The organism is Kitasatospora sp. NPDC088134, assembly GCF_044741705.1.
In the GTDB taxonomy this organism is placed as follows: Bacteria; Actinomycetota; Actinomycetes; order Streptomycetales; family Streptomycetaceae; genus Kitasatospora.
This window is the reverse complement of record NZ_JBIUTD010000007.1, coordinates 253,918-267,167: the sequence shown is the minus strand read 5'-3', so window position 1 is coordinate 267,167 and position 13,250 is coordinate 253,918. Positions and strand designations below refer to the sequence as shown.

12 protein-coding genes are annotated in these 13,250 nt (G+C 75.0%); 2 read left to right on the top strand and 10 right to left on the bottom strand.

Annotated features, from left to right (window positions below):
* Nucleotides 1-205: 205 nt before the first annotated feature.
* Nucleotides 206-730 carry an HAD domain-containing protein gene (locus ACIOHG_RS14555; RefSeq protein ID WP_400949746.1) on the top strand — a complete coding sequence of 175 codons (525 nt, stop codon included), beginning with the start codon at nucleotides 206-208 and terminating at the stop codon, nucleotides 728-730.
* 164 nt (nucleotides 731-894) lie between these two features.
* Nucleotides 895-1,548, top strand: coding sequence for a DUF6518 family protein (locus ACIOHG_RS14550; RefSeq protein WP_400949743.1), 654 nt, complete (start codon nucleotides 895-897; stop codon nucleotides 1,546-1,548).
* A 37-nt stretch (nucleotides 1,549-1,585) separates the two neighbouring features.
* Here ACIOHG_RS14550 and ACIOHG_RS14545 read toward each other — a convergent pair whose 3' ends face one another.
* The 10 genes from ACIOHG_RS14545 to ACIOHG_RS14500 form a co-directional block, all read right to left on the bottom strand.
* Nucleotides 1,586-2,317, bottom strand: a complete 732-nt coding sequence (locus ACIOHG_RS14545; RefSeq protein WP_400949740.1) for a DUF6193 family natural product biosynthesis protein — start codon at nucleotides 2,315-2,317, stop codon at nucleotides 1,586-1,588.
* Nucleotides 2,318-2,439: 122 nt separating this feature from the next.
* Nucleotides 2,440-3,561: a DUF6183 family protein gene (locus ACIOHG_RS14540; RefSeq protein WP_400949737.1), complete on the bottom strand. Its 1,122-nt coding sequence runs from the start codon at nucleotides 3,559-3,561 to the stop codon at nucleotides 2,440-2,442.
* Nucleotides 3,562-3,816: 255 nt separating this feature from the next.
* Nucleotides 3,817-5,277 (bottom strand): carboxyl transferase domain-containing protein, encoded by a 1,461-nt coding sequence (locus ACIOHG_RS14535; protein WP_400949734.1) that lies wholly within the window; start codon nucleotides 5,275-5,277, stop codon nucleotides 3,817-3,819.
* Between the two features lie 237 nt (nucleotides 5,278-5,514).
* Nucleotides 5,515-6,297, bottom strand: coding sequence for a DUF3050 domain-containing protein (locus ACIOHG_RS14530; RefSeq protein WP_400949731.1), 783 nt, complete (start codon nucleotides 6,295-6,297; stop codon nucleotides 5,515-5,517).
* Nucleotides 6,298-6,365: 68 nt separating this feature from the next.
* The gene (locus ACIOHG_RS14525) at nucleotides 6,366-7,328 is read right to left on the bottom strand and encodes an alpha-ketoacid dehydrogenase subunit beta (RefSeq protein WP_400949728.1); all 963 of its coding nucleotides are present in this window, start codon (nucleotides 7,326-7,328) and stop codon (nucleotides 6,366-6,368) included.
* Complete coding sequence (locus ACIOHG_RS14520) at nucleotides 7,325-8,302, bottom strand: thiamine pyrophosphate-dependent dehydrogenase E1 component subunit alpha (RefSeq protein WP_400949726.1); 978 nt, start codon at nucleotides 8,300-8,302, stop codon at nucleotides 7,325-7,327. The genes ACIOHG_RS14525 and ACIOHG_RS14520 overlap by 4 nt, the downstream gene beginning before the upstream one ends.
* The gene (locus tag ACIOHG_RS14515) at nucleotides 8,299-9,276 is read right to left on the bottom strand and encodes a phytanoyl-CoA dioxygenase family protein (RefSeq protein ID WP_400949723.1); all 978 of its coding nucleotides are present in this window, start codon (nucleotides 9,274-9,276) and stop codon (nucleotides 8,299-8,301) included. The genes ACIOHG_RS14520 and ACIOHG_RS14515 overlap by 4 nt, the downstream gene beginning before the upstream one ends.
* Nucleotides 9,277-9,296: 20 nt before the next feature.
* Entirely contained in the window at nucleotides 9,297-10,298 is a 1,002-nt protein-coding gene (locus ACIOHG_RS14510; protein ID WP_400949721.1) for a VOC family protein, read from the bottom strand.
* Nucleotides 10,295-11,596: a beta-ketoacyl-[acyl-carrier-protein] synthase family protein gene (locus tag ACIOHG_RS14505; protein WP_400949718.1), complete on the bottom strand. Its 1,302-nt coding sequence runs from the start codon at nucleotides 11,594-11,596 to the stop codon at nucleotides 10,295-10,297. The genes ACIOHG_RS14510 and ACIOHG_RS14505 overlap by 4 nt, the downstream gene beginning before the upstream one ends.
* The gene (locus tag ACIOHG_RS14500; protein ID WP_400949716.1) at nucleotides 11,593-13,224 is read right to left on the bottom strand and encodes an AMP-binding protein; all 1,632 of its coding nucleotides are present in this window, start codon (nucleotides 13,222-13,224) and stop codon (nucleotides 11,593-11,595) included. Before ACIOHG_RS14500 ends, ACIOHG_RS14505 begins: the two co-directional genes overlap by 4 nt.
* Nucleotides 13,225-13,250: the final 26 nt, after the last annotated feature.

Below are 13,250 nucleotides of genomic sequence, written 5' to 3'. Positions count from 1 at the left end.
AGCCGCAGCCTACCCGCAGACCGCCGCCGTACCCCCCACGAGCTGCGGAGATCCGCCGTGCGACATTGGCCACACCGGGGACGGGCACCGGCCTCGCCCGGTGCGCACGGGGACGCGGAGGCTCGGGGAGCTCGACGACGCGCAGCGCGGTCGGCGCCGGGGCGGGTGCGCGGCGGTCGCGGGCGGGGTGCGGGAGAATCGGGGGATGGAGTCCCTGTTGCCGCTGCTGTTCCTGGATGTCGACGGGCCGTTGATCCCGTTCGGGGGTGACGGCGGCGGGTACCGGGAGCACCTGACGGAGCGGCAGGTCAGGGAGTTGACCGGGGAGTGGAATCCGCTGCTGGCGCGGATCGATCCGGCGGTCGGGGCGCGGATCGCCGGGTTGCCCGCGCGGGTGGTGTGGGCGACGACCTGGATGGCGGACGCCAACGCGTGCGTGGCGCCGGTGCTCGGGTTGCCGGAGTTGCCCGTGCTGGACGAACTCGACGACGGGGCGGGCAGGTTCGGGTGGTTGCCGGTCGGGCTGCACTGGAAGACGCCCGCGTTGGTGGCGAGGGCGGCGGGCGGGGCGTTCGCCTGGGTGGACGACGAGATCACCGCCGTCGACCGGGCGTGGGTCGCCGAGCAGCATGCCGGGCCCGCCCTGCTGCACCGGGTCGATCCGCGCACCGGTCTGACCGGGCGGGACTTCGAGGAACTGGACGACTGGCTGCGGGAGGCGGGCCGGTAGGGCGGTGGGACGGCCCGTGGCGGTGGGGCCGGCGGCGATCGTGCGTACCGAGAGCGGGCAAGGACGGGGCTGATCTCGGGAACCGGAGGGCGCTGTCGCACATTCTTACCACTGCACCGAGAGGTGTGGACCATGCAGCCTCCGACAGAGAAGCGAGCACCACCATGAGCACGTCCCCTGCCGTCGTCGCAGCGCCCGGAACGAGCGGAAGAGCCCGGACCTGGGCCCTGGCAACGGTGTTGGCGTCCGTCGGGGGGCTCCTGCTCGGGGTCCTGACCAATCTGCTGCAGGGCTGGCTGCCGGACGCGTGGGCCCAGATCGCCAACTCCGGTGCGGTCTGGTCCGTCGTCGCGTTCGTCGCGGGGGCGCTGTCGGCCCGCCGGGTCGGCCTGCTCGTGGCCGCCGTCGCGGGCCTGCTCGCCGAGATCGGCCTGGTCGTCGGCTACTACGGTTACGCGGAGGTCGCGCGCGACGGCATGGGCTCGCTGTTCGCCCCCCTGGTCTGGGTCGGCATGGCGTTCGTCGCCGGGCCGCTCTTCGGGGTGGCGGGCTTCATGTGGCGAGGTGCCGACCCGCGCCGGCGCGTCGTCGCCCTGGCCGCGCTGGCGGGCGTCTTCGGAGCGGAGGCCGTTTATTATGCCTGGGTCCTGCACTACGCTCCCCAGGCATGGGGCTGCCTCGCCGTTCTGGTACTGGTGCCCCTGCTGATGGGCCGCACCCACCGGGAACGCGCGCTGTCCCTCCTGACCGCAGTCCTCTTCTCGCTCCTGGCCTACTTCGTCTTCCACCGGCTGATCCTGACGGCGCTCCTCGGCTGAGGGCGCACCGGCGACGGCTCCCCGCCCGGGAGGTCCGCTACGGGCGTTGGCCCTCGTGGGCCGGGCCGCAGTCGGCGGGGAGGTGGGTGAGGAGGACGGCGACGGCCTCGGCGGGGGTGACGGTGCGGCCGAGCGGGGTGTAGTCCGGGGCATGGACGAAGTAGCCGCCCCCGAGGCCGAGGCCGACGAACGGGGTGTCGATCGGCGGCCACGGGGCGCGGGTCACCCGGTGGAACTGCAGGAGGCTGCGGCAGGGATAGTCGAGCAGGCCGGGCAGCGGTTTGATGTCGAGCCGGGGGAACAGCGCCCGCAGGCGCGGTTGGGCGGCCGCTGCCGCGATCAGGTCGGGGTCGTGCCAGTGGTCGGCGCGACGGATCAGCAGCAGGTTCTGCCAGGCGTCCTCGACGGCGTGCCCCTCCTCGTGGCCGAACGCGGTCCGCAGCAACGGGAAGGCCCGCCAAGCCTGTTGGAGTTCGCGCAGCGGACGTCCGTCCTGCCAGTCGCGCATCGTCCGCACCAGGGACGGCAGATCGTCGGCCCCGCCGTCACCGATCAGCGCACCCGGGACCCAGAGGCTGACCTGGAACGTCCGGCCGTCGTACGTCGAGACCTGGAAGCTGCCGCGCGGCGTGTCCAGCGCGGTGCTCGTGACGGGGTCGTCGCCCGGACGGGTGCGCAGGGCCAGGGCGAACCCCTGGCGGTTCGCCTCCTGTTGGAGGAGCACGGACACGGGGACGGGGGCCGGGGCGGCCGGGCGCTTTCTTCTCACCCGCCCGATTCTGGGCCGTTCGCACCTGCCCCGGCAACGGTTCCCAAGGTTCTCCGGTGGCTCCCCGCCGGGTCGGTCGGTGTCGGTCGGTGCCAGTCGGTGCCAGTCGGTGCCAGTTGGTGTCAGTCGGTGTCGGTCGCGGCGAGGACGGCGAGCCGGGTGCGGTCGGGGGAGAGCGCCAGCAGGCCGAGGTCCCAGGCGACTTGGTCGAACCAGCCGGTGGCGGCCTCGAACGCGAACCAGGCGCACCGCTCGGCCCGCCGCTCGATCGCGGCCAGGTCCGCCGACCGGGGACAGTCGGCCAGTGCGGACAGCGACTGCCAGGCGACCAGCCGGGCCCGGGCCCCGTCGACACCGGAGGAGTAGGCGCCGCCGTGCAGCGCGACCGCGAACAGCAACTCCCAGACGGCGGTGGCGTCGGTGGCCCGCACCGCCAGGCCGGAGCGGTCGTTGCGGTCGCGCAGGCAGTCCAGTCCGAGGGACGGGAGGAGGATGCGCAGCGCCTCGGGCGTATCGGGTTCCAGCGGGGCGGGGAGGGCGAACACCCGTGCTTCGGTACGGCCGTTGGAACCTGCGGCCCATCCGGCGGTGGCGGCCCCGAGAGCGGTGAAGTCGTCCGGGGCGGTCACCTCGCGGGCCGCGTGCCCCGAAGCCTTTGCCAGCGGGGGGAGTTCGGCGCCGGACGGGACGATCGCCAGGCCGCCGGCGCCGGGCTCCGCGCCCGGGTAGGGCGGAAGTTCCGGGAGGTCGTCCGCAGCGGCGAGGCCGAACGGGCACTGCTGGTAAGCGGGTTGCTCGACGGCGGCCCGGGCGGCGAGCAGGGGGACGGTCGAGAGGTCCGTCCCGCGCAGCCGCAACTCCCTTGCCAGGAAGGCGCGCAGCTCCTCCGGGGCCGGTTCGGCGAAGGCGGATGCCAGTTCCTCGACGGGGCGGTCGGCGGCCAGGACCGAGACCCGCCGCCGGAGTTCGCGGCGGTCGCCGGGCGGCAGCGCGGAGAGCAGGCGCAGCGCCCGTTCGGCGTTCTCCGCGCCGGGCGCGGCCGCCAGCAGCCCGAACACCGAGTCGAACGCCGCCCGGTACTGCCAGACGCGCGGATCACCGGCCCGCCCCGCCACCGCGAGGCCGAACCCGAGCACGGCCTCGGCGGCGCCGGCGGCGAGCAGGTCGGCGGCGAGCCCGTCCACGGCGGAGACGGAGGTGAGCCGGGGCAGTTTCGCCAGCAGGTCGCGGAGTCGGTCGTCCATGCCGAGGAGCCTACGCGGGCGCGGCCCGGGCCGCCGGTTCCGGCGGAGTCCGGGCACGGGGGAGGAAGTGGGACAAGAGGCGGGGCGGGGCCGTGGGTAGCGGGAGGCAGGTGAACGGGCGCAGGTGGCCGTTGTGGCCGTCGGGAGCGGGGCACTGTCGGGGGCGCCCTCGCCGTCCTCGCGTGCGTCGAGCAGGCGGGGCGGGGCGGTGGGGGCCGGGTGGGGCCGGGTGCGAGCGGGCCCCGGGGGGGCGGGTCAGGCGGGTCCGCCGAGGTGGCGGTTGCGGGTGGCGCGGGTGGCGAGGCGGGTGGGGGTGGGGAGCGCGGCGAGTTCGGTGAGGGCGGTGGTGACGGCGGTGGCGAGGCGGTCGCGGAGGTCGGCGGGGCCGTCGGTCTCCGGGACGACCTGGTCGACCAGGCCGGTGGCGGTCAGGGCGGTGGCGGTGATGCCCTGGGCGCGGGCGAGTTGCGGGGCGTGCTCGCCGTCGCGGTACACGATCGCGGAGGCGCCCTCGGGCGGCAGCGGGGCCAGCCAGGCGTGCTGGGCGGCGATCACCCGGTCGGCGGGCAGCAGGGCGAGCGCGCCGCCGCCGCTGCCCTGGCCGAGCAGGACGGCCAGCACGGGGGTGCGCAGGCCGACCAGGGTGGTCAGGCAGTGCGCGATCTCCAGGGCCACGCCGTCGAGTTCGGCGGCGACGGAGAGTTCGGCGCCGCTGGTGTCGACCACGGTGAGCAGCGGCATGCCGAGTTCTTCGGCGAGTTGGGCCTGGCGGCGCACCGCGCGCAGGTCGGCGGCGGTGAACGGGGTTTCGGGCTGCCCCGGCCCGGGGCGCTGCTGGGCGACCACCATCACGGGCCGCCCGCCGATCAGCGCCAGCGCCCGGACGAGCGAGCTGTCGCCGTCCAGCGGGAGCAGCAACTCGGCGGTGTGTTCGAGGAGTTCGAGCGCGGAGAGGCGGCCGGGTCGGCGGCTGAGCTGCACGGACTCCCAGGCGTCGTCGGCGGGAAGCGGGACGGGCGGGGCGGCCGGGGGCGGTTCCGGGCTCGAACCCGGCCGGGCGGTGAGGACGGTGAGGGCGCGGGCGAGGAAGTCGCGGAGCCGTTCGGGCGGGACGATGGCGTCCAGGCGGCCGTTCGCGGCCAGGGTCTCGGCGCGCTGGACGTCCGGCGGGAGGGGTTCGCCGCGCAGTTCCTCGTAGACGCGCGGGCCGAGGAAGCCGAGGCGGGCGGCCGGTTCGGCGAGGACCAGGTGGCCGAGGGTGCCCCAGGAGGCGAAGACGCCGCCCATGGTGGGGTTGCGCAGGTAGGTCAGGTAGGGGAGGCCGGCGGAGCGGTGGGCGTGGACGGCGGCGGTGACCCGGACCATGCAGAGGAACGCGGCCGAGCCCTCCTGCATCCGGGTGCCGCCGGAGACGGGGAGGGCGAGCAGGGGCAGGCGTTCGGCGGTGGCCCGTTCGACGGCGCGGGTGATGCGCTCGGCGGTGGCGACGCCGATCGAGCCGCCGAGGAAGCCGAACTCGCCCGCGACCAGGGCGATCGGGCGGCCGTCCAGCAGGGCGCGGCCGGTCAGCACGGCCTCGTCCAGGCCGGTGCGGGCCCGGGCCCGGGCGAGCGCGTCCCGGTAGCCGGGGTCGGCGTGCTCGGCGGTGATCGGCGCGTCCCAGCTGTCGAAGCTCCCGGGGTCGACCAGCAGATCGAGGAGCTGACGTGCCGTCACCTGGGGCCTCCGGCGGGGAAGGGGCGGGGAAGGGGCGCTGTGCGCTCCCGACCCTACGGGCGGAGGCCGCCCGCCCGTGGGCACCCCGCCCAGGGGTGATCAGGATCACCGGACGGAGCGACCCCCGCCGGGGGCGAAAAGCGGCCCCGGTCGGTGCCCCGGCCGGTGCCTCGGCCAGGGCGGCCGAGGGGGGCGTCGGGCCGAGGGGCGGAGTCCCCCCGGCCCGCTCCGGTGCCGCTACAGCTCGGCGGTGATCGCGTCCCACAGCGCGACCCGGGCGCGCAGCGCGGCGCGGACGGTCGCCCCGCACTCCTCCCAGCGCTGCGGGTCGTCCCCGCACAGGTCGATCAGCATCTGCATCGCCATCGGGGTGTGCTGCTCGCCGTCCACCTCGATGTGCCGGGCCAGGTAGTCCTTGAAGACGCCCAGTCGGCCCTCGGCGTCGTCGATCCGCACCACCTGCTCGAACATCTCCGGAATCAGGTCCTCCCGGCCGAAGGCGAACGCGGCGGCCTGGCAGTGCACCGGCGCGTTCTCGATGATGTCGAAGGTGACACCCGCGAACTCCGCGGCGGCGGCCGGGATCTCGGCGTCCTTCGCGGCCTCGGCGACCGTCCGGCCGGAGCGGATCGCGGCCAGGAAGGCCGTCACGGGGGCGGTGTCCGCGCCCGCCCTGGCCATGCCGTCCAGGTACAGCTCGAAGTGGCTGATGTAGCCGTCGCCGAGTTCGTCGCTCTCCTCGACCAGCACGATCTCGTTGATCAGCCGCCGGCTCGCGGTCGGCCCGTCCGGCAGCCACGGCAGGGTGACGCAAGTGAGCTGCCGCTGCAGGCACTTGAGCAGGGACATGAAGTCCCAGACGGCGAACACGTGGGTCTGCTGGAAGGTCCGCACCTTCTCCAGGGTGTCCAGCGACAGGTACATCGGGTGGGTGACCACCTCGCGGCGGACCTCCTCGATGGACTCCCGCAGCGCGGTCAGGCCCGGGTGGCTGCGGTCCCAGTGGTAACGGTCACTCATGGCTGCACTCCTCGTGGGTGTGGTGTCGGGGAAAAGAGAGGAGCAACGCGGCTGGACGTTGCGGTGGTTCACTTCAGGACGGCGCGGACGGCGTCCCGAAGCTGCTCGTGGGAAGGTTGCAGGGCCCGGTCCAGCCCCAGGGCGAACGGCAGGACCGCGCCGTCCGGGCGGGTCACCCGGCGCGGCGGGGCGAGCAGCCGGCACTCCTCGGCGGCGATCGCCAGCACCTCGGCGGCGAACCCGGCGAAGCGGTTCGAGTCGTCGGCGACCACCAGTCGGCCGGTGCGGGACAGCGACTCGACCAGCGCCGCCCGGTCCAGCGGGTACAGGGTGCGCGGATCGAGCACCTCGACCGAAGCTTCGTCCGCCAACTCCTCGGCCACCGCCAGTGCCTGGTGCACCAGGTGGCCGACGGCGACCACCGTGACGTCCTCGCCCCGGCGGTGCGTCCGGGCCGAGCCGAGCGGCACCGGCGCCAGCGGCGCCGTCACGTCCTCGCGCACGCCCAGCGCGCCCGCCGGGGCGAACAGCACCACCGGGTCGTCGTCCCGGATCGCCGAACTCAGCAGCCCGTACGCGTCGGTGGGCGTCGCCGGGACCAGCGTCTTCACGCCGACGTGCGCGAACAGGCCGTACGGGTGGTCCGAGTGCTGGCCCGCCCAGCCGCTGCGCGAACCCGAACCCGGCACCACCACGGTCAGCGGCACCCGGGCCTGACCGCCCGTCATCAGGGAGAACTTGTGCGCCTGGTTGACCAGTTGCTCGAAGACCAGGAACAGCAGCGACGGGATCTGCAACTCGATCACCGGCCGCATCCCGGCCAGCGCCGCGCCGACGCCCGCCGAGGTGAACGCCTGCTCCGACAGCGGCACGTCCACCACCCGCCCCGCCCCGAAGCGCTGCTGCAGGCCCAGGGTCAGGCCGGCCAGGCCCGCGCCGACGTCCTCCCCCCACACGCACACCGCCGGGTCCGCCTCCAGGGCGTCCGCCAGTGCGCGGTTCATCGCCTTGGCGTACGACAACAGCGTCACAGGGTCGCTCCCGATCGGGGCCGCAGCCCGCTGGCGTACAGGAAGTCCGCCGCCGACGACGGGTCGGGGACGGGAGATTCTTGCGCGAAAACGGCGGCCCGCGCCAGTAGTTGTGACACTTCGGTGTCGATTGTGTCCGCCCCGGGGAGGTCGGCACGGGCCGCCACCAGCGGATCGCGCTCCCGCCAGGACGCCACTTCCGCCGCCGTCCGGTACGACAGCCGGAACCGCCGCTCCATGGTGTGGTGCGCCTCGAAGCGGTACGTCAGGCACTCCAGGAACGACGGGCCGCCGCCCGACCGGGCCCGCTCCACCGCCCGCCGCGCCGCCGCCCGGACCGCCTCCACGTCCATCCCGTCCACCGTCTCCGCCGGGATGCCGAACGCCGCCGCCCGGCCGCAGGCCGAACCGCCCACCGCCGCCCCGGCCGGCAGCGTCGTCGCGTAGCCGTTGTTCTCGCAGACGAACACCACCGGGGTCCGCCAGATCGACGCCAGGTTCAACGCCTCCAGCAGCACGCCCTGGTTGAGCGCGCCGTCGCCGAAGAACGAGGCCACCACCGTCGGTTCGCCCCGCTGCCGCGCCGCCCAGGCCGCGCCCACCGCGATCGGCGCGCCCGCGCCGACGATGCCGTTCGCGCCCAGGATGCCCAGCGAGAAGTCCGCGGCGTGCATCGACCCGCCCCGGCCCCGGTTCAACCCGCCCTCGCGGCCCGCCAGTTCGGCCAGTAGGCGGGCCGGGTCGGCGCCCTTGGCGAGCACGTGCCCGTGCCCCCGGTGGGTGGAGGTCAGCCGATCGGCCGGATCGAGCGCCGCGCAGACGCCCACCGCCACCGCCTCCTGCCCGATGTACGGATGGGTGCCGCCGACGATCAGTCCCGACCGCACCCACTCCAGCGCCAGCTCCTCGAACGAGCGGATCAGCCGCATCGCCCGGTAGCGCCCCGCCGGGTCCGCCAGGTGCGGCAGGCTCACCGGCCCGACCGCCGCGACTCCGAGGGCTGCGACCCCGACGGCTGCGAATCCGACGACCGCGGCTCCGACCGCCACAGCACCGGGCAGAACTCCGGGTCCGCGTAGTCCGGTCGGCCGTCCGCGTCCCGCCGCACCACCGCGTCGTGGTTGTACACCACCGGCGAACCGTCCGCCTTCAGGAACGAGCGGTACCGGTTCGACCCGTCCTGCAGGTGCAGCGACACCGCCCGGCGCGGCTGCGCCGACCGGTTCGGGCCCGAGCCGTGGTACGTGCGGCAGTGGTGGAAGGACACGTGCCCGCGCGGGATCACCACCGGCACCGTGTGCACCTCGCAGCCGTTGAACTCCGCGTTCTCGCGCAGCAGTTGCTCCAGCTCGGAGCGGTCCCGGGCGGCGAAGTGCCGGGTCGAGTCGTCCCCGCCCGGCCGCTCCTCCCAGCGGTGGCTGCCGTCCACCATGGTGATGGTGCCCATCTCCTCCGTGCAGTCGTGGAACGGCAGGAACGCCGTCAGCATCCGCTGCGAGGTCGAGGTCTGCCAGTAGTGCTTGTCGAAGTGCCACGGCACCACGTTGCTCGGCTCGCCCGGCACCGGCGGCTTGTAGATCAGCGTCGACTGGAACAGCCGGATCTCCGCCGCCTGCGCGAGGCGCGCCGCCACCGCGCCCAGCAGCGGCTTGCGCAGGATCCGGCCGATCTCCGCGTGCTCGTAGTGCACGTAGTCGTTGTGCCGCTGCACCGGCCCGTCCGACGGCTTCCAGGACGCCAAGTGCGGCGGCCGGGCCGGGAGTTCGCGGTCCCGCTCGCCCGCGTAGTAGCGCTCCGTCGCGGCCTGCAGCAGGTCCAGCTCCGCGTCCGAGAACAGCCGCCGCGACAGGTACCAGCCGCGCTCCGCGTACTCCAGCACCTCCTCGGTGGTCGGCAGCAGCGCCGACTCCTCCTCGGTCAGCGCGAACGGCTCGATGGTGGTGGTCATGTCGGTGCTCTCCGCTCCGGTCAGCTGTCCGCGGTGGCGCGCTCGCGCTCCACCGCCTCGTACAGGGCCTTGATGTTGGCGGTGCCGAAGGTGCCGGCGCCGCGCCGCTCGACCAGCTCCAGGAAGAAGGTCCGGCGCGGATGGGTCGAACGGGCGAAGATCTGGAACAGCTCGCCGCCGTGGTCGCGGTCCACCAGCACGTGGGTCTCCCGCAGCTCCGACACCGGGATGGCGGTCGGGCCGAGCCGCCCCTCCAGCGCCTCGTAGTACGCGCCCGGCGTACTCAGGAACGCCACCCCCCGGGCCGCCAGCTCCCGCACCGAATCGGTGATCGAGGCCGTCGCCCAGGCCAGGTGCTGGACGCCCGCGCCGCCGTGCGCCGCCAGGAAGCCGTCGATCTGCCCGGCCGCCCGCGAGGTGTCCGGCTCCAGCAGGGTGAAGGTCACCGCCCCGCACGGGCTCTGCACCACCCGCGAGTCCATCGCCTGGTCCCCGACCTCCACGTACTCGCGGAAGATCTCCCGGAAACCCAGGCCGCGCACCGCCCACTCCACCGACCGCTCCAACTGCCCGCCCGGCACCACGATCGCCACGTGGTCCAGCAGCGACAGCGCGCCCGCGCCCGGCAGTTCACCCGCCGGCAGCAGGTCGACCGCGTCGGTGAAGCGCAGCGCCAGGTCCCCGAAACCCGAGACGGTGCCCGCCCCGTCCAGGCAGCCGCCGCCCGCGTTCAGCGCCCGCTCCGCCGCCGCCGCGGCCGCCACCTTGTCGGTGTGCCGCAGCGCGATCACCGCGACGCCGTCGCCGTGCCGCCGCACCCACTCGGCGACCTGGTGCTCGGTCTCCACCGCCGAGGTCACCAGCACCCGGATCGACCCCTGGTGCGCCAGCACCTGGGCGGTGCCCGGCGCCACGGCGGTCGGCGCGGTCAGCGTGAAACCCCAGTCGTCGCGCAGCTGCGCGGCGTACTTGTGGGCGTCCTCCACGTACAGTTCGGTGTAGGCGATGCCCGGCACGGTCATGAGTACCCTCCGAGGTGCTTGGCCGGAATGCCCGGCGGCCCGAGCAGCAGGCTCAGGTTGTGGCCGCCGAAGGCGATCGAGTTGGACAGGGCGTGCCGCACGACGGTGTGCTCGGCCGCGCCCCGGACGTGCCGCAACGCGCAGGCCTCGTCCGGCTGTTCGAGATTGCGGGTGGGGGGCAGCAGGCCCTCCGCGACGGCCAGCGCGCACACCGCGGCCTCCACCGCCCCGGCCGCGCCCAGCAGGTGGCCGGTGGCGCCCTTGGTCGAGCTCACCCACGGCTCGTGCCCGCCGAACACCTCGCGCAGCGCCGCGGTCTCCGCCCGGTCGCCCAACTTGGTCCCGGTGCCGTGCGCGTTGACGTAGTCCACGGCCGACGGCTCCAGGCCCGCCGAGCGCAGCGCGGCCCGCATCGCGGAGACCGCGCCTGCCCCGTCCGGGCGCGGCATGGTCGGGTGGTGGGCGTCGGTCGCCGCGCCCCAACCGGCCACCGACGCATAGGCGCAGGCGCCCCGGGCGGCCGCGTGCTCGGCCCGCTCCAGCACCAGGACGGCACTGCCCTCGCCCAGCACGAAACCGTTGCGGCGGGCGTCGAAGGGCCGGGACGCCTGCGCCGGATCGTCCCAACCAGCGGCCAGCGCCCGGGAGTTGTCGAAGGCTGCGGCGATGGTCGGGTGCAGCGGGGCCTCCGCGCCGCCGCACACCACCACGTCGGCCTCGCCGCCGCGGATCAGCCGCAGGCCCTCGGCGACCGCCTGCGCGCCCGCCGCGCAGGCGGTGATCACGGCCGAACTGTAGCCCCGGATACCGTGCTTGATGGCGATCCGGGCCGCCCCCATGTTGGACAGCATGCCGGGCAGCAGGTACGGGCTGACGGCGGCCCGGCCGCGCTCGCGCCGCCCGGCGGCCTGCTGCTCGTAGCTCTCCAGTCCGCCGCCGCCGGTGGCCAGCACCACCGCGACCCGCTCCGGATCGGTGTCCTGACGGACCGTCAGCTTCGCGTCGGCCAGGGCGTCGTCGGCAGCGGCCAGGGCCAGCAGCAGGAAGCGGTCGGCGACCCGGGTCTCGGTCGGCGGCAGCACCTCGGTGGCGGGCACCTCCGGGGCGAGGCCGGCCACCTTCAGCCAGCCCGCCGCCGGGTGCCCCTCCGGCGGGACGACCAGCCCGGAGCGGCCCGCCGCCAGCGCCCGGAACGCCCCCGGGACGTCCCGGCCCAGCGGCGTCACCCAGCCGATGCCGGTGATCTGCGCGTCGACCCGGGAGGCCGCCGGGCGGCCCGGGAGGCCAGGGCCGCTCATCGGGCGCCGGTCTCGGCCAGGTGGCGTTGGCGCAGCAGCACCTTGCGGACCTTGCCGGTCGGACCGAGCGGGATGCGGGCGTCCGGGACGGCCAGCACGGCGCGGACCGTCCCGGCGACGTGCGGCTCCAGGGCGGCCAGCACCTCGGCGGTGCGGTCGGCGTCCTGGTCGGCGGCCGGGTCGAGCTGCAGCAGCACGTCGGCGACCACCCGCTCGCCGTCCCGGAACGCCACCACCGTGCAGTCCAGCACGTCCGGGCAGGCGGCCAGGACCCGCTCCTCGCTGGCGGCGGTGTGCAGGCGGCGGCCGCCGCCGAGGTCGACGGTGTCGACGGCCCGGTCCACGTGGTAGTAGTAGCCGTCCTCGTCGCGGTACATCAGGTCGCCGGTGAGGAAGTAGTCGCGGACCCGGGTGCGGTGCGTGGTCACCGAGTCGTTCCAGTACCCGGGCGACAGGGTGGGGGAGCGGGTGCCCAGCTCGCCGACCTCGCCCGGGCCCAGCTCGTTGCCGTCCGGGTCGAGGACCGCGCAGTCGACGAAGGCGTGCGGGCGGCCCACGCAGCGGCCGTACCGGTCGGAGTCGACGGTGTGGGTGATGTGGAAGTGCGAGTGCCCCATCTCGGAGGAGCCCAGGCCGTCGATGAACACCGAGCCGGCGGTGCGGACCCGGCCCTGCCGGGTCGCGGTCTCCCGGGAGCCCTGCGCGACCAGGCGGCGGATGTGCGCCTCGTGCGCGCAGTCGCCGGTGTTCCACCACAGGCCGACCGAGGCCAGGTCGCGGGCGGCCAGGTCGTGCCGGGCCAGGTCGGCCCAGGTGGTGGCGAAGCCGTACACGCCCTGCGGCCGCCACTCCTCGATCGCGTCCAGCACCGCCGCGCCCGACTGCTGCGACAGCAGGTGCAGTTGGGCGTCGAAGGAGAGCGCCAGGTTGGTGGCGATCAGGGTCGCGGCGTGCGCGGCCGGCAGCGCGCTGAGCACCCGGTCGATGCCCTGCGGGCGGGGCAGCAGCAGCCGGTGCCGGATCGCCGCGTACAGGCTGGCGTGCGAGTGCAGCACCGCCTTGGGCAGGCCGGTGGTGCCGGAGGAGTGGGTGATCGCCACCGGATCGCTCGGCCAGTGCCGGTACGGCGCGGGCGCGGACTCCGGGTCGCCGTCGGCGAGTTCGGCGGTGTCGGCGAGCAGCCCGGCGCCCGGCCCGAAGCCGAAGTCGTGCTCGGCCAGGGCCTTGGCGTGCCCGGTGTCGGCGAGCAGCCCGACCGCGTTCAACCGGCGCAGGTAGCGGGCCGACGTGTCCGCGTCCAGCGCCGGGTTGAGCAGGGCCGGGATCGCGCCGAGCCGGGTCAGGGCGAGGAACGCCAGTACCTGGTCGGCCGCGGCGGACGCCTGTACGGCGACCGGGTCGCGGCGGCGCACCCCGAGTCCGTGCAGGGCGGCGGCCCTGGCCCGTACCGCCAGGTCGAGTTGACGGAGCGTCAGGGCCTGCCCGGCCGGGTGGCCGTCGACGGGCGTGTCGAAGGTCAGGGTCGGCGAGTCCAGGCCGAGGCCCTGCTCGACCCGGGTGGTCAGGACGTTGCCGGCGCCGACGGAGCTGTCCTCGGACAGGACGGCGCGCAGGGAGCGGATGGTCATGGGTCCCGTTCTGGTCGGGGCGCGGG